General features: G+C 66.4%; 21 protein-coding genes. 5 read left to right on the forward strand and 16 right to left on the reverse strand.

Features of this window, described 5'->3' with window-relative positions; translation table 11 throughout:
• Positions 1 to 41 precede the first annotated feature (41 nt).
• From AB0B25_RS02375 to AB0B25_RS02400, 6 genes are all read right to left on the reverse strand, one after another.
• On the reverse strand, positions 42 to 1,169 hold the full coding sequence (locus tag AB0B25_RS02375) for a glycosyltransferase (protein WP_357173513.1): 1,128 nt from the start codon (positions 1,167 to 1,169) through the stop codon (positions 42 to 44).
• Positions 1,170 to 1,295: 126 nt separating this feature from the next.
• Positions 1,296 to 3,137, reverse strand: a complete 1,842-nt coding sequence (locus tag AB0B25_RS02380; RefSeq protein WP_357174119.1) for a bifunctional diguanylate cyclase/phosphodiesterase — start codon at positions 3,135 to 3,137, stop codon at positions 1,296 to 1,298.
• 43 nt (positions 3,138 to 3,180) lie between these two features.
• Complete coding sequence (locus AB0B25_RS02385; RefSeq protein WP_357174122.1) at positions 3,181 to 5,316, reverse strand: Rv1355c family protein; 2,136 nt, start codon at positions 5,314 to 5,316, stop codon at positions 3,181 to 3,183.
• Positions 5,306 to 6,079: a hypothetical protein gene (locus AB0B25_RS02390; protein ID WP_357173516.1), complete on the reverse strand. Its 774-nt coding sequence runs from the start codon at positions 6,077 to 6,079 to the stop codon at positions 5,306 to 5,308. Before AB0B25_RS02390 ends, AB0B25_RS02385 begins: the two co-directional genes overlap by 11 nt.
• A 249-nt stretch (positions 6,080 to 6,328) precedes the next feature.
• On the reverse strand, positions 6,329 to 6,763 hold the full coding sequence (locus AB0B25_RS02395) for an effector binding domain-containing protein (protein WP_357173518.1): 435 nt from the start codon (positions 6,761 to 6,763) through the stop codon (positions 6,329 to 6,331).
• Entirely contained in the window at positions 6,760 to 7,203 is a 444-nt protein-coding gene (locus tag AB0B25_RS02400) for a GyrI-like domain-containing protein (protein ID WP_357072577.1), read from the reverse strand. The genes AB0B25_RS02395 and AB0B25_RS02400 overlap by 4 nt, the downstream gene beginning before the upstream one ends.
• A 394-nt stretch (positions 7,204 to 7,597) precedes the next feature.
• Between AB0B25_RS02400 and AB0B25_RS02405 the strand changes: the two genes are divergently transcribed.
• Positions 7,598 to 8,326: a uracil-DNA glycosylase gene (locus tag AB0B25_RS02405; protein WP_357173521.1), complete on the forward strand. Its 729-nt coding sequence runs from the start codon at positions 7,598 to 7,600 to the stop codon at positions 8,324 to 8,326.
• 33 nt (positions 8,327 to 8,359) lie between these two features.
• Here the strand turns inward: AB0B25_RS02405 and AB0B25_RS02410 are convergent, their stop codons facing one another.
• The 7 genes from AB0B25_RS02410 to AB0B25_RS02440 form a co-directional block, all read right to left on the reverse strand.
• The gene (locus AB0B25_RS02410; RefSeq protein WP_357173524.1) at positions 8,360 to 8,593 is read right to left on the reverse strand and encodes a hypothetical protein; all 234 of its coding nucleotides are present in this window, start codon (positions 8,591 to 8,593) and stop codon (positions 8,360 to 8,362) included.
• Positions 8,594 to 8,737: 144 nt separating this feature from the next.
• On the reverse strand, positions 8,738 to 8,926 hold the full coding sequence (locus AB0B25_RS02415) for a ferredoxin (protein ID WP_357173525.1): 189 nt from the start codon (positions 8,924 to 8,926) through the stop codon (positions 8,738 to 8,740).
• Positions 8,926 to 10,326 (reverse strand): cytochrome P450, encoded by a 1,401-nt coding sequence (locus tag AB0B25_RS02420; RefSeq protein ID WP_357174125.1) that lies wholly within the window; start codon positions 10,324 to 10,326, stop codon positions 8,926 to 8,928. The genes AB0B25_RS02415 and AB0B25_RS02420 overlap by 1 nt, the downstream gene beginning before the upstream one ends.
• Positions 10,327 to 10,700: 374 nt before the next feature.
• Positions 10,701 to 11,174: a hypothetical protein gene (locus AB0B25_RS02425; RefSeq protein ID WP_357173528.1), complete on the reverse strand. Its 474-nt coding sequence runs from the start codon at positions 11,172 to 11,174 to the stop codon at positions 10,701 to 10,703.
• A gap of 219 nt (positions 11,175 to 11,393) precedes the next feature.
• Positions 11,394 to 12,701 (reverse strand): MFS transporter, encoded by a 1,308-nt coding sequence (locus tag AB0B25_RS02430; RefSeq protein ID WP_357173531.1) that lies wholly within the window; start codon positions 12,699 to 12,701, stop codon positions 11,394 to 11,396.
• 217 nt (positions 12,702 to 12,918) lie between these two features.
• Positions 12,919 to 13,587: a class I SAM-dependent methyltransferase gene (locus tag AB0B25_RS02435; RefSeq protein WP_357173534.1), complete on the reverse strand. Its 669-nt coding sequence runs from the start codon at positions 13,585 to 13,587 to the stop codon at positions 12,919 to 12,921.
• 301 nt (positions 13,588 to 13,888) lie between these two features.
• Positions 13,889 to 14,932, reverse strand: a complete 1,044-nt coding sequence (locus AB0B25_RS02440) for an MBL fold metallo-hydrolase (RefSeq protein WP_357173537.1) — start codon at positions 14,930 to 14,932, stop codon at positions 13,889 to 13,891.
• A gap of 559 nt (positions 14,933 to 15,491) precedes the next feature.
• Here AB0B25_RS02440 and AB0B25_RS02445 point away from each other — a divergent pair.
• From AB0B25_RS02445 to AB0B25_RS02455, 3 genes are all read left to right on the forward strand, one after another.
• Positions 15,492 to 16,565 (forward strand): M4 family metallopeptidase, encoded by a 1,074-nt coding sequence (locus AB0B25_RS02445; RefSeq protein WP_357173539.1) that lies wholly within the window; start codon positions 15,492 to 15,494, stop codon positions 16,563 to 16,565.
• A gap of 21 nt (positions 16,566 to 16,586) precedes the next feature.
• Complete coding sequence (locus AB0B25_RS02450) at positions 16,587 to 16,853, forward strand: protealysin inhibitor emfourin (protein ID WP_357173542.1); 267 nt, start codon at positions 16,587 to 16,589, stop codon at positions 16,851 to 16,853.
• Between the two features lie 239 nt (positions 16,854 to 17,092).
• Entirely contained in the window at positions 17,093 to 18,055 is a 963-nt protein-coding gene (locus tag AB0B25_RS02455; RefSeq protein ID WP_357173545.1) for a hypothetical protein, read from the forward strand.
• Between the two features lie 200 nt (positions 18,056 to 18,255).
• On the opposite strand, the gene AB0B25_RS02460 is transcribed toward AB0B25_RS02455, so the two are convergent.
• On the reverse strand, positions 18,256 to 19,068 hold the full coding sequence (locus tag AB0B25_RS02460) for a hypothetical protein (RefSeq protein WP_357173548.1): 813 nt from the start codon (positions 19,066 to 19,068) through the stop codon (positions 18,256 to 18,258).
• Between the two features lie 531 nt (positions 19,069 to 19,599).
• Between AB0B25_RS02460 and AB0B25_RS02465 the strand changes: the two genes are divergently transcribed.
• Positions 19,600 to 20,055: a hypothetical protein gene (locus tag AB0B25_RS02465; protein WP_357173550.1), complete on the forward strand. Its 456-nt coding sequence runs from the start codon at positions 19,600 to 19,602 to the stop codon at positions 20,053 to 20,055.
• 367 nt (positions 20,056 to 20,422) lie between these two features.
• On the opposite strand, the gene AB0B25_RS02470 is transcribed toward AB0B25_RS02465, so the two are convergent.
• Together AB0B25_RS02470 and AB0B25_RS02475 are read right to left on the reverse strand one after the other, a co-directional pair.
• A complete protein-coding gene (locus tag AB0B25_RS02470; RefSeq protein ID WP_357173553.1) occupies positions 20,423 to 20,668 on the reverse strand; it encodes a cupin domain-containing protein in 246 nt (81 codons plus the stop codon).
• A 41-nt stretch (positions 20,669 to 20,709) separates the two neighbouring features.
• Positions 20,710 to 21,240 carry a CYTH domain-containing protein gene (locus AB0B25_RS02475; RefSeq protein WP_357173556.1) on the reverse strand — a complete coding sequence of 177 codons (531 nt, stop codon included), beginning with the start codon at positions 21,238 to 21,240 and terminating at the stop codon, positions 20,710 to 20,712.
• Positions 21,241 to 21,268: the final 28 nt, after the last annotated feature.

Below are 21,268 nucleotides of genomic sequence, written 5' to 3' on the forward strand. Positions count from 1 at the left end.
CCCGCAGGGTACTCGAGCGTTCTGCTCGGCCACCACAACCGTCAGCGGCCGAGTACCGCGAGCATGCCGGCCACCGCCCTGGGCCAGGTGAATTGTTCGGCGCGGCTGCGCGCCGCCGTGCGCCGCCCGGCTCGCGGCATGGCCAGCACGCCGGTGACGGCTTGCGCGAACGCCGAGGGATGATCGGCGGCAACCGCGCCGCAGTCCGAGGTCACGATGTCGGCCAGCGCAGAAGATCGGCTCGCCACGACCGGCGTACCCGCCGCGAGCGCCTCCAGCGCGGCGAGCCCGAACGTCTCGTGTGGACCGGGCGCCAGCGAGACATCCGCGGTCGCAAGCAGTTTCGCCACCATCGCGCGTTGGGCGATGAACCCGGTGAAACGCACAGCAGGCAACCCGCCAGGCAGCGCAGGCAGCGCCGACGCCCGCCGCTGGAGCGTCGCGCGCCGCGGCCCGTCCCCCGCGACCACCAGCCGGGCCTCGACACCCGCTGTACGCAGCGCGCCCACCGCCTCCATGCTGCGGTCCACCCGCTTCTCCACCGACAACCTGCCGCAGTGCACCAGCAGCGGGTGCCCGGGCACCCCGAGTTCCGCGCGCAACCCGCGGTCCCATCGACGCGGGCTGAACAGGTCCAGGTCCACCCCGAGCGGCACCAACTCGACATTCGACGCGTCGATACGCGAGAACTCCTGACGGGCGAACTCGGTGGTGCAGACGACGACGTCGTAGTCGGCGGCGGTGCGCCGGTTCGCCGCATCGGCGCAGCCGCGCGCCACCGGGCCGGGCAGGACCTGGCCGAGCAGCCGGTCGAGCCGTTCGTGCGAGATCATGACGCCGGCTACGTCGCGCCGCCGTGCCCAGCGGCCGAACCCGCGCAGCGTCAGCCGATCGGACACCTCCAGCACGTCGGGCCGCAGCCCGCCGACCACATCGGCCACCTGCCGCGGATCGGCTGCCCGATAGCCACCGGTCCGGGGAATCGCCAAGGCGGGCACCGTGATCCGCACGACGCCGGTGGTCAGCATCTCCTCGGCGCGCTGTGGACCCGGCACGATCAGCACCACCTGGTGTCCGGCGGCGACATAGCCCTCGCCGAGGTGATGCAACGCGGTGCGCAACCCACCCGAGCGCGGTCCGTAGAAGTTCGCAAGCTGAACGATGCGCACCTCGCCGATCGTGCAGTGGATCGGGTTACCGCCGGGACCACTGCGCCCAACGATCGTGAACAACCGGGAAAGAACCGGCGGATCAGGCGGCGCCGCCCCGGATCACCGGGACCCGCGACCCGCGGTTCAGTGCGTGGGCAGGCCGCGATCGGCCCGAGGCAGATCGAGGTCGAGCGGAATCCTGCCCGCGGCCAGATGGGATTCGACCTGCTCGGCGGGCATCGGCCGCGCGATCAGAAAACCCTGCGCCCGATAGCAGCCGAGACCGACCAGGGTGCGCGCGGCGACTGCGGTCTCGACGCCTTCGCCGACCACGCCGAGGCCGAACGAGCCGGCGAGGCCGATAATGGATTTCACGATGGCAAGATCGTCGGTGCTCGCACCGAGGCGTTGCACGAAGCCCCGATCGATCTTCACCGCGTCCACCGGCAGCGCCTTGAGGTGCGACAGCGAGCTGTAACCGGTACCGAAGTCGTCGATGGCGATCTGCACACCCATCCGCTTCAAGCCACGCAGCGTGACCTGGGTCCGGGCCAGATCCTGCACTACGACGTGTTCGGTGATCTCCAGACACACCGAACTTCCGTCGATTCCGAACAGTCGCAGGATGTCCTCGATGCGCTCGACGAAATCGAGGCTGACCAATTGCACCGGCGACACGTTGATCCGCATCACCACATTGCCCGCCATGCCGCGGCGACGCCATTCGGCGAACTGCGCACACGCCGACCGAATCACCCAGCGCCCCAGCTCACCGGCCAGATTGGTGGCCTCGGCGACGGTGACGAACGCACCGGGCGGCAGCAGTCCCCTGGTCGGATGCAGCCAGCGAACCAACGCCTCCAGCGCCACGATGCGCCCCGTGCGCAAGTCCACCTCGGGCTGATAATGCAGCAGCAGCGAGCCGTCGGAGACCGCGCCACGGAGGTTGAGCTCCACGTCGTCTTGCAGTTCGAACTGGGCGCGCATGGTGTCGGTGAATACCGCGACGCCATTGCCACCGCCGGACTTCGCCGAGAGCAGCGCGTGATCGGCACGGCGGAGCACATCGGCGACCGTGGTCTGCCCCGGAATTCCCAGCGCCACTCCCACGCTCGCACCACGACTGACCGACTCCCCGCCGACGGTGACGCGTCTGGCGATCAACTGCTGGATGCGGTTCGCCTCGTACTCGGCCGCCACCGGGTCCATGGGTTTGGCGGGAACGATGACGAATTCGTCACCACCCAGTCGGGCAATCATGTCGTTCGGGTCGAGATTCTCCCGCAGCCGCGTCGACAACGTGCGAATGAAATTATCCCCCGCGGTGTGACCGAGAAAATCGTTGAGTGCCTTCAAGCGATCCAGGTCGAGGAAGAAAGCCGCCACTGGGCCGGGACTGCCGGTGCGTAATCGATCTTCCATATGTTCCAGCAGCGCGCGCCGATTGGCCAGACCGGTCAGATCGTCGTGCAGCGCGATATATCGGAGCCGCTCCTCCGCGACCACCCGCGCCTGCAACTGCGCGAAGAGCGTCGCGATGGCCTTGAGCACGTTGAGTTCGCGGGTGCTCCATTCCCGATCGCCGGCCTTCACGAATCCGAGCGCACCGGTCGGCTCACCTCTGGACAGCAGCGGTACGGCCGCCGAGGTCACCGCGGCGATGCCGGAGGCCCGCCGAACCGTTTCCTGGTACTCGGCGAACTCGGGCGTCGGCCGGGCGACCAAGGGCTCGGTCGAGTGTTCCAACGCGCGGAACACCGGGTCGGCGTTGTCGAAGTAGATGACGCCGAGCGGATCCGGGTCGGGTATCTGCTGGCGGTGCGGCCACTCCGCGATCAGCACAGTTGCCCGACGTTCGCGGTCGGTATGTCGCACATAGCTGAAGTCCACGTCGAAGTACTCGACCAACTGAGCGAGCACACGTTCGGTCGCGGCCACCATCGTCGTGGCGTCCACACCCATCAGCTCCGAGGCGACCTGAGTCACCAATGAGTCGAGTGTCCGCCGTGGCACATTGTCTCCGATCGCGCTAGCTACTGGTGTCCACACCGAGCCCCGGACGCCGTCTGCTGCGAACCGTGGCGGCGGGGGCGTAACTCAGGCGAAGCACCAACGCCATGGTCTCATGCTCAGGCACGTCCAGCAGGTTCAGGAAACGGCCCTGAAGTGACGCTAGTGTATCTGCGAAGTCGGGGGAAATCGCGGTAAGTTCGCCAGGGCGTCGGGAATACAGGTATACGGGCGAAATCGGTTGCACGCACAATCCGAAGCGCTCCGCCTGCACCCATACCTGGGCAACCGCCGCGCCTGCCTCAGCAAACTCGGTCAACCCAGGTTTCGCGCCCTCGAAAGTCACCGCGACAATGGCGGAGCTGGACAGGACGCGGTCATAGGTGTATTTCCCCAGCGCCGCACCGGCGGACCAGGATCGCAACTGCGCCATGACGTCCGCGCGTGTAGTGATCTCGAACGCTGCCCACTCGTCAGCGGCGAGTTCGAGGCTGCGGGCGTCGATGCCGGTATCCAGGTCGTCGTCAGGCCACCGGACTTCGGACAGCATTTCCTCGTACAAACGCGGCGTCAGATACCTGATTCGATCTGAGCTTCCCAGCAAACGTGCAGCTTCTGCAATGTCCCGCCGATCGATCACGGCGCGCAGCTGCGCACCGGCTGATTCGGCGACCGCGGCAAGCGAGTCGAGGACGCCGTCGGCCAGCCGCGCGCCGGTACCGACCCGACGGTTGGTCGCGCGGTGCAGCACCGCGGGATAGTTCGCGGCGAGCTCCGCGTTCCGGCCGTCGCCCCAGCGAAGACTCGCAACCAACTCGCCCGACCCCGGTGCACCCTCGATGAACTCGTATGGACCGAGAATGCCGTGTGCGGCCGCCGCGACCCGCGCGTTGTACACGGCGGCGCCGAGCGCGACAGCGCTGCCGCGAAAGCCGATATCCATTGCCGCGCTGTACTCCGTCGCCAGCACGATGCGGAGGTCATTCGGGCCGGGATGCAACGACCACGGCTGCATATTGCCCCCGGATGGCGCCCGCTGCGCGCACGCGAGTACCTGATCGATCGGTCCGGTGGCGGACACGGTCGCATCCTCCGCCCACACCAGGTCACCGGTCGGCGGCGGGTCGGCCACCTCGTCCAGATGAGATTCCAGATCCACCCGGACGCGGCCGGATTCCAGCTTCATCCCGAGCCCGATGCGCCGGACGGCGGCGGCGGCACTCGCGGCGCCGAGTGCGACGTCGCCGGCCAGTTGCGGCCAGCTGGTCACCGTCTCACCGACTTCGACCAGGCTCGCGCCGAGCCGCGCGGACAGCCCGGAAGCACCGAGCAGTTTCACCACGAACGGCGCCTTCTCCCGTGCGGTCAGCCCACGCAGATCGGCCGCGCTGATATCACCCAGCAAACCGTGGAACGCGGGACGCTGGGGTTCGAGATCGAAGCGCTCGACGTCCAGCAAACCACGGTCACTGGTCTCCATCAGCAAGGGAATGCCGTGCCTGGCCGCCGCCACCCGGATCACGAGTTTCATATCGAGCGAATCACATTCCTCGACGACGATCGCGAGACCGTCCAGGAAATCGTCCACCGAATTCTCGTCGACTCCGGAGCCGAAGATCTCCACCGGTAGATAGGGATCCAGCTCGGCAATCCGGCGCGCGGTCACGACCGCTTTGTTGACACCGATATCGAACAACGTGCCGGGAACCCGATTGAGATTGGACAACTCGATTTCGTCCAGGTCGGCCAATCGCAACCCGCCGCAAATTCCTTCGAGCGCCAGTAGGTGGGCAATGGCGTGCCCCGCACTTTGCCCGACGATTCCGATGGCGAGACCCGCCAGGCGATCCTGCTCGGATCTGGTGAGCTTGTTTCTGTTTCGATCCAAGCGAATCGCTCGGAATGTTCGCGGCCCCGGTAACCCGACCACCGCACTACGCCAGGGATAGTAGATCCACCGGTCGGATTCGGGACCCTCCGAAATATCCGGCGCGGCAACCATTTTTCCGTACTCGACTCGCAGCAACTCGCGAAGATCGGTGAATTCGATACCCGGATCGTCGCGCAGCGCTGCCAGTGTCCGAGCGTCTTCCGGATCGGACTGGTCGATGATCAGCGGTCGATGGTGCGTCACCTTGCTGCGGTCACCGCCCATGCCCACACCCACCCACGACTCCCGTTGCGACCCTGTGTCGCAGCTCCGGGAGACCGGCGCCGGCGACGGCCAGCACCTCCTGCTCGGCGACCACCAACGACCGCTGCGATTCCTCGGCAACCGCCGAATAGGTCCGGGTGTCCCACCACAGCGGAACGGTCCGGTAGCGGTCATCCGGATAGGGCACCGCAGGAATTCGCTCGTCGAGCACTGCGCCGCATTCCCGATGCCTGCCCGCGGTGATCGAGGCCGCCGTGGCGAAACCGTAACGCGCGCCGAGCAAGCGCGCGCCGTGCAGCACGGCACGCGAGATGGCGGCACTCAGTTCGGCGCGAGGAGGCGCGGCGCGCGAGACCCACGCACCCTTGGCCTCGACCACCCCCTCTGGTATCCGATCGGCAATCATCAGGCGCAGATCGCTCTCGCCGGCATGTCCCGCCCACTCGAGCAACGCGTGCGCCTGCCCGGCCGCGGTGTAGGGACCTTGCATCCGGACGCCGGCGACCACGTCGCCAGCGGAGTCGACCGCGGCGAAGAACAGCGAAGTCGACCGACCATCGACGACCGCGTCGTATTCGAGTGCGTGCTCCACCCCGAAACACCGGTAAACGTCCAGCGCCCCATCCAGATACCGGCGCCAGAGCACCGGCTGCGCGCCCGGTTCGGAGACAAAGAACGCGCACTCGGATTGCGTGTCGTAATACCGCAGCACTCCCCGCCCGAGGAAGTCCGCCGGCGCGACTGCAACCACTTCCACAGTCATGGTGTTCCTACTCCATCGCCACGCGCCCATGCGTGATAGTCCAGCCTCATGTAGCACCCCCACGGCCATGAGCCGCGATGAAGTTGCCCAGGGCAGTATCCGTCATCCGACAGGAATTGACCAGCCGTCCGGCTAATATTCCGAAAACTTATCGTTTCGGGCGTTCTTTCCGCAGGTCAGAAGCGTCATGATCGATCCAGAAAGGAATGTAGAGACCGGTTGGTTCGAAGTCAGTTACCGCATGGCAAACTAGACGAGGATGGCGATGAAGAGCTCGACAGAATCCGGCCCCCGCCAGATCTCGATCTCTTCTCGGTACGCGCGAGTGATCTCGGCAGATGCCGTCGCGTCGTCTACCTGTGCCCACACATCCTCTACCGGATCGTGATAGTCGCCGTTGGGAACGAAACGGGCGTAGATGCCTTTCGGCACTCGCACCAGGACATCGCCCACCGGAACCGCATCGGCTTCCGGATATTCGAAACAGACCATCGCGTTGTAGTTCCCAGCCGGATCCGGTACGTACACCGTGTACATCGGACGATCCGCACCCGCCCGATCATGCAGACGGTCCTTCAGAAACTCGATCAGGTCGCTGTTGCTGACCTTGAAACTCGGGCGCACCCGCGGGACAACCAGCCCGCCGTAGATCCCCTCGGCGCGCACCACGATCGCATAGCTCATCGCGCGTCGACCGCCAGGTAGAGATCGATCTTGTAGGCATGTGGATAACACTCGAAATCGCCGGTATAGGTCCGCTTTATCTGGTTGTGTTCCTCGGCATAGGCGATCTGGGTCCACAGGTCGGTCATCACCTGTGGGAAATTACCGACCGAGGAGAACCGGGCATAGGTGCCGCGCGGTAACCGGGCGACCAGGTGACCGCGGGTGACGTCGTCGAACGCCGCGCACTGATAGCCGACGATCTGCGTGTTATAGGTACCGAGTTCCCCGGTGTAGTCGGTATAGGCGCTGGCGAGCGGCCCGCCGAGCTCCTGGTGCAGGACGGCCGCCCAGGCGGCCTCCAGATCATGATCACGCAGTTCTCCGAGCGCACGCTTCGGGCTGCGCACCGGCAATCCAGCAACCCACATCTCGTCTCGCTCGACGATTTCAAACTGCATGCGAGGACTCTTTCGAGGTGATCCGGAGGGCGGAACCCACAGCCGGTCGGTCGGGAAGGCCATGCTATCAACCCGGACCAGGCGGTACCGATCACGTATCCGGCACATTTCGGACCGCAACACCCCGCTGAACTGGTCAGATATCCGAGGATGCCTGGTAGGACGCGCACGGTGCGACAGACCGAGGCCCGATCAGGGTGCGCTCGGGTAATGCTGTGCTCGGGTAATGGCGCGCTCGGGTAATGCATAGTGAGCACACATCGTCCGGCTCGCTGAGCACAGGAAGAACTGCTACCACCGAACGGAGTCCAGATGAACCCTGGTGACAACAGGCCGGCCAGCATCGCGCGCCTGGACGCGGCCTCCGACCATCTCGTGGTTTCCGGCAGCTGACATGTGCCGCTCCATCGCCGAACTCGACGCCGCGGTCGCCGACTGCTTCGCCTGTCCGCGGCTCGTGGCCTGGCGCGAGCTCGTCGCCAGGGAGAAACGCGCTGCCTTCCGCGACCAAACCTATTGGGGTCGACCCGTTCCCGGATTCGGCGCGGCGGACGCGAGAATGCTCATCGTCGGTCTGGCCCCCGCCGCACACGGCGGCAACCGGACCGGGCGCATGTTCACCGGAGACCGCAGCGGGGACGTGCTGTTTGCCGCGCTGCACGCGGTCGGTCTGGCCAGTCAACCGACCGCCACCAGCATCGACGACGGCATGCGGCTGACCGGCGTGCGGATCACCGCGCCGGTGCACTGCGCACCACCGGACAACAAACCGACCTCCGGCGAGCGGGACCGCTGCCGGCATTGGTTGGACACCGAATTGTCCTTGCTGCGACCGACATTGCGCTCGGTGGTCGTACTCGGCGCGTTCGGCTGGCAGGCGCTGCTCCCGGTGTTGTCGGACGCCGGCTGGATCGTGCCGCGGCCACGACCGAAGTTCGGCCACGGGACACACGTGGAGCTGGCCCCGGTCGAGATCGACCGGCGACCGCTGCACCTGTTCGGTTGTTATCACGTGAGCCAACAGAACACCTTCACCGGACGGCTCACACCGGCCATGCTCGAAGCGGTACTCAGCGACGCGGCCGCGAACGCCGGAATCGGCGCGTCCCCGCCACACGGGTGAGATCGCCTCGGACCGGTGTTTCGGTTCGGCGGCTCAGACGTGGTCGACCAGGGCTGGGTAACCTTCCTCATGGGCGCAGTGCGCGCAGCAGAAGAAGTCTCCGCGCGCCTCGACGCCGTGGCCGACGATCCGACACGAGCAGTGCGTGCACACCGGGGCGAGTGCGGTGATCGCGCATTCGAAGCTGTCGAAGACGGCGGATTGCCCGTTGCGGGTAATGGTGAACGTCTTGTCGTACTCGTTTCCGCAGGTATCGCAGGTGGCCATGCAGACTCACCTCTCCTCTCGGCTCGATGGACAGCTCATCACGCGTTACCCGTGCAAGCGGAGCTGAAACGGCCCACCCCTGCTGGTCGGCGGTGTGCGCATCGACGCCGAGCCACGCCGGCCCGCCGCAGCCCACATGTGTGCTCAGATCAGCCGCAACGCCTGAACCGGGCAACTGTCGACAACGAGTTCGAGCAGGTCACGATCGGACGCGGCGACCGTTCCGGGTCGCGATGCGACGATTCCATCGGCACCGACTCGGAACAGGTCGGGCGCCAGAGCTTCACACATGCCGTGCCCCTCGCACACGGTGCGGTCCGCGACGATCTTCATCAGGCCAGCCGCTCCAACCGAATCGGCAGCCCATCGGCGGGCATCGGGCCGGTTCCAGCGACCAAGGGCACCTGGTAGTCGTCGGCAACGCTCCAGCGGTAGTTCAACAGCATCTGATGCACCACGGCCTTCACGGTCATCGCGCCGAAGTACAGACCGATACACTTGTGCGCGCCGCCGCCGAAGGGAGCCCAGGCGAAGCGGTGTGATTTGTCCTCGCGACGGTCGTCGGCGAATCGTTCGGGGTCGAAGACGTCGGCATCATGCCAGTACTCATCGGTGCGCATGATGGCGTACGTGCTGCACAGCACCAATGTTCCTTTCGGCACGTAATAGCCGAGAATGTCGGTGTCTACGCTGGTCTCGCGAACCTGCTGGGCCACGGGCGAATAGACCCGCAGCGCCTCTTTGAACGCGAGATCCAGGGCGGGAAGCCGATCGAGATCGGCGTAGTCGAGCGACGGCTTACCCAACGCCACGGATTCGGCGCGCAGCCGCTGCTGCCATTCCGGGTTTCTCGCCAGTTCATAGACCAGCATGGACGACGCGATCGTGCTGGTGTCGTGGGCGGCCATCATCACGAAGATCATGTGCTCGACCACCTCCGCGTCGGTGAAGGTATGCCCTTCCTCGGTGGTCGCCCGGCACAGCACGCTGAACAGGTCTGCGCCGTTGCCCGCGCGCTTGGTCGGCAGTTCGCGACGGAAGTACTCCTCGAGGACCTGTCGCCCGCGCAGCCCGCGCGCCCACACCCCACCCGGCATATTCGTTCGGATCATCGCTGCTCCACCGCGCACCGCGTCCTCGAAAGCGCGCTGCAACCGAACTGCCTCGCCGCCGAGTTCGGCACCCGCGAATACCTCGATGGCCTGCTGGAGCAGCAGCTTCTTGATCGCGCTGTAGACACGGAAGTCGTTGCCCGGACGCCAGTCCGCGATCGCGCGGGTGATCCGCGGCGTCGTCATCTGCTGGTAGCCGATCAGACGTGGTCGGGTGAACGCCTGCTGCATGATCCGCCGATGGAACAGGTGCTCGTCGAAATCGCGCAGCAACAGCCCGCCGCGGAAGAACGGGCCGATCAGGAATTCCCAGCCGCGCTGAGCCGACAATGCCTTGTTCCGGTCGATCATGACCGCCTCGAGCGCCTCCGGGCTGCTGATCCCGACGATGCGACGACCGAGCATGCCGAACCACTGGATCGGACCCCATCGGTCGAATCGTTTGCGCGCGAAGGCAATCGGGTCCGCCAACGCATGCAGGGTGTATCCGATTCCGGGAAAGCCGAAGTCACCCGGCACCGGCTTCAGCCCGCTGCCCGGCGGGGGCTCCGCCAGCGGCCGCGCCGACTCGGGGTAATACTCGGCCAGCCGCGCACCCGCCCGCTGCGCGCGCCAGGCCATCCTGACCCGCGCCTGGCGGACAGTGTCGGAAACCTCGTCGATCGTCTGTGGCACAAGAAGACTCATACCCGTCATCCCTTCGCGGCGCTGCGAACACCTCGACCCTATCGCCTGTGCCGAGTCGGCGTAGTGGCCGACCTTTCCGCGGCGCCGCCACGGCCGGCGCTGCGCGGATATACGACTACTCACCACCGCGCCGGCCACCACGGCTGCCGGTATGCACACCACGCGCCGGTGGACCGGCCGCGCCGAACTCGTTGAACTCGGCGCGGCCGAGGCCGCGTTCGCTGTGATGCACGACCGGAAGCGATCCCTCCTCGAGGTGTGCGGGACCACGGTGGCCGGTTCGTCGGCTGAGCCGGTTCGTTCGCCCGTCAGCCGAGGGCTGCGGTGATCTTGCGGGCCATCTCGGCCAGGACGGGGCTGGGCTGGCTCTTGCCGGGCTGGGTGGCGGCATCGACGGCGACGGCGAGGGTGCTGCGGAAGTTGTCGGCTTCGGCCGGGTCCTGCTGCTCGAGCAGTCGCACCGCGGCGGTCAGGGCGGGCAGTACCCGGTCGGCGAGTGCGGCGACGGTCTTGCCCGGCAGTTCGATGTCCCTGGACTTCGCGGCGAGAACGTGTCCGACCAGGCCGGTGGCCGAGCACAGGGCGATGGAGGCGTGGGTGATGCCCTTGTGCGGTGCGCCCGCGGCGGCCAGCAGCGCGACGGCGCCGTAGGCGGCGGTGCGCAGGGTGGTCTTGTCCTGGTCGGCGATGGTGATGGTGGGGGTGGACATGATGGTGTGCTCCTTCGAGTTCGTGGTGTTCTGCTCGGCGTGCGTCGTGCTCGCCGAGCGGGACCTGATCACGGAAGAAACAATCGCCTGTCGTCCTGACACCGGACCGTCATCGTGCTGACATGCCCCCTGACACGGTGTTGGCGCGAGCAAAACACCAGCTCACGCGCATGACGACGGTAATTCTGAGCTGTGCCTTCGGCCGCTTCGGGCGAGGCTCGGTCGTCGACCGTGGCCGGCGAGCGACTCAGCCGCGGTGACCGACGGATGGTTCGGGGCCGGGCCTCGCTGTTATTCGTGGCCCGTCTCGGCAAGCAGTGGGTGTCTCTGCTCGGCTTCCGATGAACCGCCCGGTGCCCGCGGAACTGTTGCCACCGCAGGGTCGGGTGTGGATGGGCAATCCGGGCTGCGGGGTAGCAGCAGCGGGCTGGCGAGGATCAGCAGTCCTGCGATCGTGATCGCCGTGCGTGGGCTGGTGGCGTCGGCGAGCAGTCCGCCGAGCGCGCTGAGCATGGCGATGGCGGCGCTACTGCCGATCGACCAGGCCGACAGGGTCCGGGCCACACGGTCTTCGGGTGTGTGTTCGAGTCGATAGGTGGCCAGTACCGGGTTGTACAGGCTCATGCTGATGATGATCGCGAGCTCGACCGCGATCACCGTCGCGAGGCCGACGACACCGGGCTGGACGACAGCGAGGCCGATCAGCCAGACCGCGCGCAGCGTGCCGACGGTACGGATGATCCGGTGTCGGCCGTATCGTGCCACGACACGGCCGGCAAGGCGGGAGCCGATGAGACCGCCGAGGCAGGGGGCGGCGAAGGCGATCCCGTACTGCCAGGGTGGGAATCCGAGCTCGCGCAGCAGAAGTACGGCCGACAGCGGCTCGGTGGCCATGATCAGACCACTGACGACCAGCTGGTTGAGGTAGAGCGCCCGTAGGGCGGGATGGGTCAAGAGATGCCGCCACCCATCGAGCAACTCGCCGACCCGGAGCTGGCGTTTGTCGGTTCGCTGCGGGGGCTGTTCGCGGCCGCGAATCGCGGTGACCCCCAGCGCGGAGAGCAGGTAGCTGAGCGCGTCGGCCACGACGGTGGTGACCGGCCCGAACAGGCCGATCGCCGCCCCACCCAGTGGCGGCCCGACGGCGATGGAACTCCAGTTCGTGGACTCGAACCGCGCGTTGGCCACGAGCAGGTTCGCCGGCCGGATGAGAGCTTTGAGGTAGGCGCCGCTCGCCGCGTTGAAGGCGATCTTGGCCGCGGCGACCACGGCCGAGACGACCAGCAACTGGACGAAACCGAGCCGGCCGAAGGCATAGGCGACCGGGATCGTCATCATGACCGCGAAGCGGACCAGGTCCATCGTGATCATCACCGGTCGCTTGCGGCGGAACTCCACCCACGGCCCGAGCGGCAACGCGATCAGGGCGCCCACTGCCGGTCCCACCGCGGACAGCGCGGACACCTGCATGGGGCTGGCGTGCAACACCAGCACGGCGATCAGCGGTAACGCACCGAACCCCAGCCCGGAGCCGTAGGCGCTGACCGCATAAGACGTCCACAGCCATCCGAACTGCCGGCCGAGCGATCGTCTGGCCACCAAACTCCGTACCTCCCGCTTCGAACAACTCGCCGTGATCGCTGTGATCAAAGCAAGTCCGGGAGGGCGAGATCAAACATCTGAGCCGGCGGCGAGCCACAGCCGTTCGTTGCGCCGCTAGGTGTGCTGCGTGGGCCCGGGTGGAGGAGATCAACTCATCGGCGACCCTGATCAGCGTGGGCTCGCGGTATCTGTGGCCGGACAGGTGGGTATCCGGTCAGGCGCCACTTTTTGTGGCCGCACCCATGACCAGCGGTCGAACAATCGGCGGCAGTCCCCGCCACGACGCTTCCTGAACCTCGTCGAGTTCCAGTCCGCACGCCCGGATCAGCTCGAGGGTGGCACGGTTGCAGTGGCAGCCCTCCGCGAACCGGCGCCACGGGACCGCGAGGCGATCTTGCCAAGAAGCAAGTCGCGGCGACCGGGAACGCACGTGCTCGAGAAACAGCAGCCGGCCACCGGGACGCAACACACGCTCGATCTCCCGCAGTACCGGGGCAGGGTCGTCGACAGTGCACAACACGAGTGTTGAGACGACCGTATCCACGGTTTCGTCCGCAAACGGCAGGTGTTCCGCCGAGGCGTCGAGCACCCGCGCCGGACGTCGACTTCGACGCAGCCGCCGCGCCAACCGCGTACGCATCGCGGCCTCCGGTTCGGTCAAGATCAGCTCGTCGACGTCGTCCGGGTAGTACCCCAGGTTGAGACCGGTACCGCTGCCGAGTTCCACAGTGCGCCCCACCGCGCGGCCGAGCAGATCCCGCCGACGAGCGCCCATACCCGCTCGCTCGCCCGCCCACAGCAGCGGGTCGTACAGCAGCGCGAACGCTCGCGCCCACAGGTCCGAGCCCTCCACCGCTGCCATCGGCACGGCGCTACTGCTCATAGTGTCGACGGTACGCGGGCGGGCTTCATCACGCATGGGTAGCTCGTCGAGCAGGACGGGCAGCCGCCGGACTATCCGACCGGTCCCGAGACTCCGGCGGACCGGCGGTCACTCGATCGCGTCCCGCTCACGGACCACCCGAACAGCGCGGGTATCGGCTACCTCATCCAGACTGGCGCCGAACTCCGTTACCGCCCGCGACCCAGTGGACGATCGGCGGTCGAAGCCTACGTCGCCTCCCACGACGGCCGATGCCACGGAGCACATTTCGAACGCAGCCCATGCCCGACGAGAGCCCCGGTCAGACGCCGGCCATCACGAACGACGTGCCGACCGCGTTCGGGATGAACGCATCGGGCAGTGCCGCGGCGATCCGGTGCTGAGCCTTCCACCCCGTGCAGTGCGCGGGCACCAACACCTCGGGCGCCATGTCGACGAACGCGGCGACGGTGGGTTCGATGATCGGCTCGAAAGCCGCTCCGGTGAGATGGAAACCGCCGAGCAGCGCGTGGAGCCGATCCACCCCGGTCAGTCGCAGCGCGTGCCGGGCGATGTTCACCGCACCGGCATGCCCGCACCCGGTGAGCACGACGAGCCCCTTGCCGCGGACCTGGACCACCAGCGCCTGCTCGTCGAGGATCGTCGGGTCGGGCTCCCACCGCCCGTCGCGCCACGCCTCGTGATTGGGCAACCCGTGCTCGAAGTCGGTGGTGCGGTCGACCTCGCCGGTGATGAGCACCGAGCCGTCGAGCAACAGCGAGGGCTGCCTGCGCTCGATCACCGCGAGGCCCTCGGCCTCCAGCGCTGACCGGCTCAGCGTCGGCAACTCCCACGCGGGCTGGTCGGGAAGGGCGAGGCGGCGCCTGGTCCACACCAACGGATGCACGACGAGCGGCAGCCCGCAGCGGCCCCGCAGCTCGACCAGCCCGGACAGCCCGCCCGTGTGATCGAAGTGGCCGTGGCTGAGCACCACCACCTCGATATCGCCCGCGTCGAGCCCGAGCCGGTGGAAGTTGGTCGCCATGCCGGTCGGGGACACGCCGGTGTCGAACAGCACGGTGTGCGAGGCGCCGCCACGACGGGTGGTGACGAGCGTGGAGAAGCCGTGCTCGGCGACCAGACCGGTATGCGTCCGGCCGTCCACGAACTGCGGGGCGTCCACCTTGGGGATCGTGGCATTGCGCGCACGCCGGGCCGGGCCGACATCGCCCATCAGCGCGTCGTAGCTGTTGTCCACCAGCGTCGTGACGACGACCTCGTCGACCGGCTCCAGGACAATGGGGTCTACCGCCGTGCCCGCACCGCGCGCGGGCCGGGCGCGGCGACCTCGCCAGGACTGCCGCAACCATCACACGTACCTCCACTGTGCACCCGATGCGCGGTCTGGGTGTCGCGCCATGCGGTCAGATCGGATGGTTCGCGCGACGAACACCCGAAACGAGTCACGCTGGCGAACCGGCGACGGATGGAACTATCGAATATGCGTCCCCGTCTGGTCTCCCGGCTCAGAGATGGCCGAATAGTCCGATCCGGCCATCTCTACCGCCCACCCGTCGGCCGATGGGCGCAGCCGTGGCCCAACTTGCCCACACTGCGGCCACCCACGCACCGCGTCGCCGATCACTCCCCTCCGTCTGACCACATGCACTTTCGCACGCAGAGGCATGGTGCGACGGGTGTGCCAGCGGATACCGCCAAGAGCTATCGAGGGCGGATTCGCCGGGCGTGTTGACGAAGTGATGTGAACGCCGCCTTTCGCGGTGGTGTCCGCCGACGAAAATCGGCCCCGCCCGCCGCGATCTCATCCGACAGGCCTCGACATGACAGCGGCGTAGTCCGAAACATTCACTGGCCGAACCTCTTTCGGCTGCGGCGCGCCGCACCGGTGTGCGATGGTTGCGGGCATGACGAAGACCGACGGGGGCTTCGAGCCCATCTTCTGCACCATCGTGCCTCCGCACATTCTCGACAGGTTGTCGCAGCGAGAAGACCCCGGACTCGCCAGTGCCGCGCGCAAGACCCTCGAGCGCGACGCCTACGAGCGCACCCATCGCCGTCTGACCACCGTCATCGGCTCGCCATCCGTCCTCCCGCCTGCCGCAGCGCCGACCGACCAGCCCCAGCGCACCATCTACGACGCCCGCCACAGCACGGAGCTGCCGGGCGAGAAGGTCCGTGCCGAGGGCGGCGCCCCGAGCCGGGATGCCACCGTCAACCGTGCCTATGCGGGCCTCGGCGCCACCTTCGAGTTCTATCTGAAGGTGCACGGGCGCTCCTCCATCGACGGCGACAACTGGCCGCTTGATGCGACCGTCCACTATGACCAGGACTACAACAACGCCTTTTGGAATGGCGAACAGATGGTGTTCGGCGACGGTGACGGTGAGATCTTCCTCGACTTCACCATCCCGATCGAGGTCATCGGCCACGAACTCACCCACGGTGTCACGCAGTACACGGCCAACCTCAGCTACTTCGGCCAGCCCGGCGCTCTCAACGAGTCGCTGTCGGACGTCTTCGGATCGCTGATCAAGCAGTACACGCTCGGCCAGACCGCCGCCGAGGCCGACTGGCTGATCGGCGCGGGCCTGCTCTCGCCGATCGTCACCGGGAAAGCACTGCGCTCCATGAAGGAGCCGGGTACCGCCTATGACGACGATGTTCTCGGCAGGGACCCGCAGCCGGCGACCATGGATGACTACGTGCACACCGGCCAGGACAACGGCGGCGTCCACATCAACTCCGGCATCCCCAATCATGCCTTCTATTTGGCCGCCACGACCCTCGGCGGCTACGCCTGGGAAAAGGCGGGGCAGGTCTGGTACGACGTCCTGACCGGCGGCGAGCTGAAGAAGGATGCCTCGTTCGTGGACTTCGCGAAGCTCACGGTCGAGGCGGCCGAGGCCCGCTTCAACGAGGGCGAGGAGCTGAAGGCCGTCCTGAAGGCCTGGGAACAGGTTGGGGTGCGAACGTCCTAGTTCCGTACTAGACACGGATGCATGCGTATTCAAGTGCGTCGCACGGGCGGATTCGCGGGCATCGAGCGGCACGGCGAAGTGGATACCTCGGCGCGACCCGACGCGAGCGAGTGGCACACCCTGGCCGACCAAGCGGTGGCCAGCGGGCACAGCGAACCGCCCCTCGGGATTCCCGACGGGTTCAACTACGAGATCACCGTGGACGGCAGGACGTTCTACGCGGCGGATCCCCGGCTCACAGAACAGCAGCGGATGCTGATCTCCAGGGTGCTGAAGGGAGGAGCCTGAGGCCGGTGACAGACCTGAGGCCCGTGACAAAGATGCCCCTTGTTCGCATCGACCACGGAACTCGCCGGCTCGACCAGCCCCGCCCGTGATCCGACACCTGGCCCGGTTACGGCTCGACGGCGCCGATCTGCCACCATGAGCCGCTGCCCCATCCGTCTGCTCGTGATGTCCTGCCGGAGGCGTCGCCACGGCCAGGACACCTTACGACCAGGCACCGCAGAGCCTTTCGGAGGAGAGTCATGTCATTTCCCAAGCTTCCCCAGCCGGAGCCCGGTGAAGTCCTATTGGTCTGTGCCTGCTACGAGGACGGCACGGCACTGTGGGGCGGGCTGCTGGACGAGATCGGGGGCCGCCGGGAAGGCGATGTGCTCGTCGTCGGGGGCAGTGGGGTGCGACTGCGACCGATCGAGGACGACACATGGGACTCCCTGTATGGCGGAAACGTCCCGGCGCTCGTCGCCGAGGGCGAGCAAGCGCCGCCGGTCGTCGTCTTGGCCGACGTTTCGGTGGGGTACGGCGGAGACGGACCGTTGCTGGTGGACCTGGCGATGGTACCGGGGCGCGGGGTCCGAGTCCCGCCGTCCCGGCTCGGCGAGATCCTGGCCGACCTGCTGTGCGGCGCACTCACATTCGACCATCTGGTACGCGACATGGACGTGTGCGGCATGTACCAAGGGGACGCCGGTCAGCCGGCCTTCCCCGCGCCGACGGCGACGCCGCACCGGTCCTTCCCGACACTGCCCTCCAGCGCCGGCGTACTGCTGGTCCGCACCTTCTTCGACGACGAGGAGGGCTGGCGCGCCCTGCTCGACGAGTTGGGTGGGGCCGACGAGGACGGCTGGGTCGGCGCGGACCTTGACCCGGATGAGATCGACGTGGACCACTATCCGCTGACGGCGTTGGTCGTCGACGACCGGGACTTCGACGGCCTCCTGTCGGGTCAGGTCCCGGCGCTGGTCTCGCCGCGCGAGGAAGACATCGATGAGCACACCACCATGGTCGTGCTCGCCGATGCCAGCACCTTCGCCGAAACCGACCGACCGCTGACCGTTGTCGACCTGTACGACACCCCGGGACAGCCCGCGGTTCTTCCCTGCCGCATGGTCGGATCGATGGCGTGCAACCTGGAGATCAGCAACATGGACTTTTTCGAGTTCGTCGCCGTGGCGGACACGGAGCCGTGGTGGGAAGAGGACTCCTGAAAAGGCACGCGCTACTGCCCTCGGTCCGGATCGCTTCCTGCACAAGGGAGTCATCGCCGTCTGACGCTCGGTGCGCGGCGGGTGTGACGTTTCTTACCGGCACGTCCGCCGTGCGGTCAGTTGGACCGAAGGACTTCCACGGGTGACTCCGGCGTACGACGCGCAGCTGCATGTGGCGCTGATGACGCGCAGATAATTCCTCACAGTTCGACTATCAATGCGGTGCGATTCAGAACCACCCAGACATGCATATCGTTGATCCGGTACGCATCATAGCCTTTGATGGCAGCGTATCGTCCCACGTCCGACAGCACGCTCATACGATCTTCCAGCTCGGCTCTTCGCGCAGAATTTTCGGGCTGCCTTTCCCACTCCGCGCGGATCGATGCCAATTCCGTATCTCGTTTTGCGGTCAGGGAGTTCAAATCGGTCAGCAGCGCGTCGGGGTGCATCGCCATGCGGATCACACCGCCCGGGTCGGCACTGCCAGGGTCGCCTGCCCAATGCTCGGCCATCTCCCGAAGCCGAGTGGAATCAGGTTCGCTCGAACCAGGTTCACGGCCGTGCATATACGTACCGCTGCCGTTACCGCCGCGTCCGGGAAAGAGGTTGCCGGTTTTGAAATCGGCTACATCCCGTAGCCTCCGCACACCTCGGGACATTTCTATCCAACCCGCATCGATAGCCTCGCGCATACCTTGGGCATCCACGAGGCGAGGCGGGCCGTCGAACCCCTGGCGCCGGAGTATCTGTGCGAGCGCGTGATCACCACGCTCGTAACGCAGAGGACCCTCGAGCGCAGAGTTGAGCTGGTGATAATCGAGACCATCGATCAGATTACGGTTTATTTCCCGCACATCGATCCCCCGGACCAGCTGCGCGATCTCTTCGTCGGTTTGTCCGATCCCGGATACCCGGCGAAGACCGTGACCGAGTTCCCTCAGCGGACGCTCATGAACCTCGGCTACACCCTTTGTTACCCCGCGCAGTCTTTGCACCAGCTCGGCGAACACCTTACCCCACAGTGCGCTTCCTCCGGCCTCGACGAGCCGAGCGCGCCTCAGCCCTGGTGTAACGAAGAGCCTCAACAGCATAAAAGGAAGCCTCTACATCGGACCAGACTTCGTTATGCCGGCCGATATCCGCGGCGAAACCCAGCCCGAGAAGTTCCGCTGACGCCAGATCAACGAATACGCCGCAGCTGCACATCCGTCGCCGCATGCCCTTCTGGACAGGCGCCTCGATCATGCCGCGCCCGTATGCGTCCACGCCGCGCCCACGCCACCCGTTCGGCACGATCCCATGGTTGCCACCGCACGGTTTCCCACCCGCGCCTTCAGCGACGCTCTCGCGCCACGCGCGCAATGCCGAGAATTTTCGGCGCGTCGAGCCGGTTGAGCGCCGACGAATTGCGGACAAGCCCGAAAAAGCGGGCACGATCGGTGGATTCGATCGGAATTCCGCACCGCAAGCGGCCATGCGAGGAGCAGAATGGCCGATCGAGATTGCTCGATTCGATTCGACCCGAAGGAGCGTGATCGATAGTGACAGGTCAACAGGTGGCAAAGCGGGGTGCGCTCGTTGCGGCACTGTGCGCCGGTGCGTTCGCGGCGTCCGTGGCCCCAGCGGCGGCGGATCAGCCCGCATTCGTGAGCATCGGAGTCGTCCACACCCTGGGCGACTCATGCTATGGCCAAGGGCAGGCAGGGATCTCGGCACCGACCGGAGCCCCTGGCACCACGCGTTTCGGAATCAGCTTCGTCAAGTACACGCCGACATTCGGCCAGCCCTGCACCATCAAGGCTCTCGCCAACTGGCGCAACCTCGACACCGGCGCGACCGGAACCGTCACCGTGCCGGTCACCGACAGCTCATCGTCGAACCAGGCGCCCCCGACGGTGTTCGCCGACCTGCCGACCGGCCCGGGGCGAGTGCAGGTCAGTATGACCACCGACCGGCTGCACCTGCCGGTGCCTACGGTCGAAATCCGGATTCCCTGAGTTCTTTTCCGCCCCACTGAATACTGCGGTTCGACATCCGGATGACAACGAGAGAAGGCTCGTGCCGAATTCGGCACGAGCCTTCTCATTACATCGAAACATTGTCGGAGAACATGCGCCTCGACGCACCGGCTGCCGCGCACCAGCGGAAACGTGAGTGATAAGCAGCAAAACTCATCGGCTGCGAATGCACCACCAGCCGCCATGAACCCGAAAGCTCTGGCGCAGTGGGCTGTCACAAGCGCACACGGCGATTGTGCCGAGCACCGACAGCGGCCCTCCGTGCCCGCCGTCGCTCATTCCCTGAGGTCACCGCGCGGCGCCGGCAAACACCTGATCCCCGATCCAGGCCGATGTGGTCGAAGCGCTATGGCGTGCCGTCGACATTCGGCGGGTCGTAGATGGTGAGGAAGACGAGGTCCTCGGTGCCTGTGTTGGTGACACTGTGCTGCTTGCCCTCGGGAACCTTGATCACGGTGCCCGATTTCATGTCGAACGTATTCTGCTCGATCTGTACCGTGCCGGCGCCGGCGGCGACATAGAACGCGTGGTTGTGGCTCCGTCCCGCTCCTCGCACCAGTAGCTGCCCGGCTGCGCGTTCGGGCGCGCTCATCCCGCGGCCGGTCCCGGCGGCAACAGTGCTGGAGAACTCGCTCAGAAACGCAGTTCGCGGACCGTGTTGAGGTCGATTCCGTGTCTGGCGTATATCTTGATCGTATTTTCGCCGGTGAGGTCGGCCTCGGTGTAGCCGAGCAGTTCGGCAATCCGGATGACTTCATCTTTGGTCGCGGCTTCGATCTCCAGGTATGGCGGAATCCGCGGCCAGGTGTCGATCTCGAGCTGGGCGCCGTCGAGTACGCAGCTGATCCGCTTGGTTTCCTGGTAGGACTTCGCGGTGAACCCCAGCATCTCGAGCAAAGCGTTGGTGGCGGCGAAGTCGTCGACGCCCACCTCGACTTCATGGGTGCCGTCGATGGCGTCGCTGGCGATCTGCTTGACGGCGAGCGTGGTTCCGTTTCCGTTGTCGCGCAGCCTGATCCACTTCGATTCATCGCCCGGCGTGATGTCGTAGACGTAGCGGCGCATGAAGCGCTCACCGAGTTTCCGGCCGCCTTTGTCCACGATGTGTTGTTCGATAGTGTCCGGGTCGATACCGAGGATCTTGGCTTCGTGCTCGATCGGCACTGCTACTCCTGTTCCGGTTGGTGGGTCG

This window comes from Nocardia sp. NPDC049190, from assembly GCF_040648115.1.
Taxonomy (GTDB): Bacteria; Actinomycetota; Actinomycetes; order Mycobacteriales; family Mycobacteriaceae; genus Nocardia.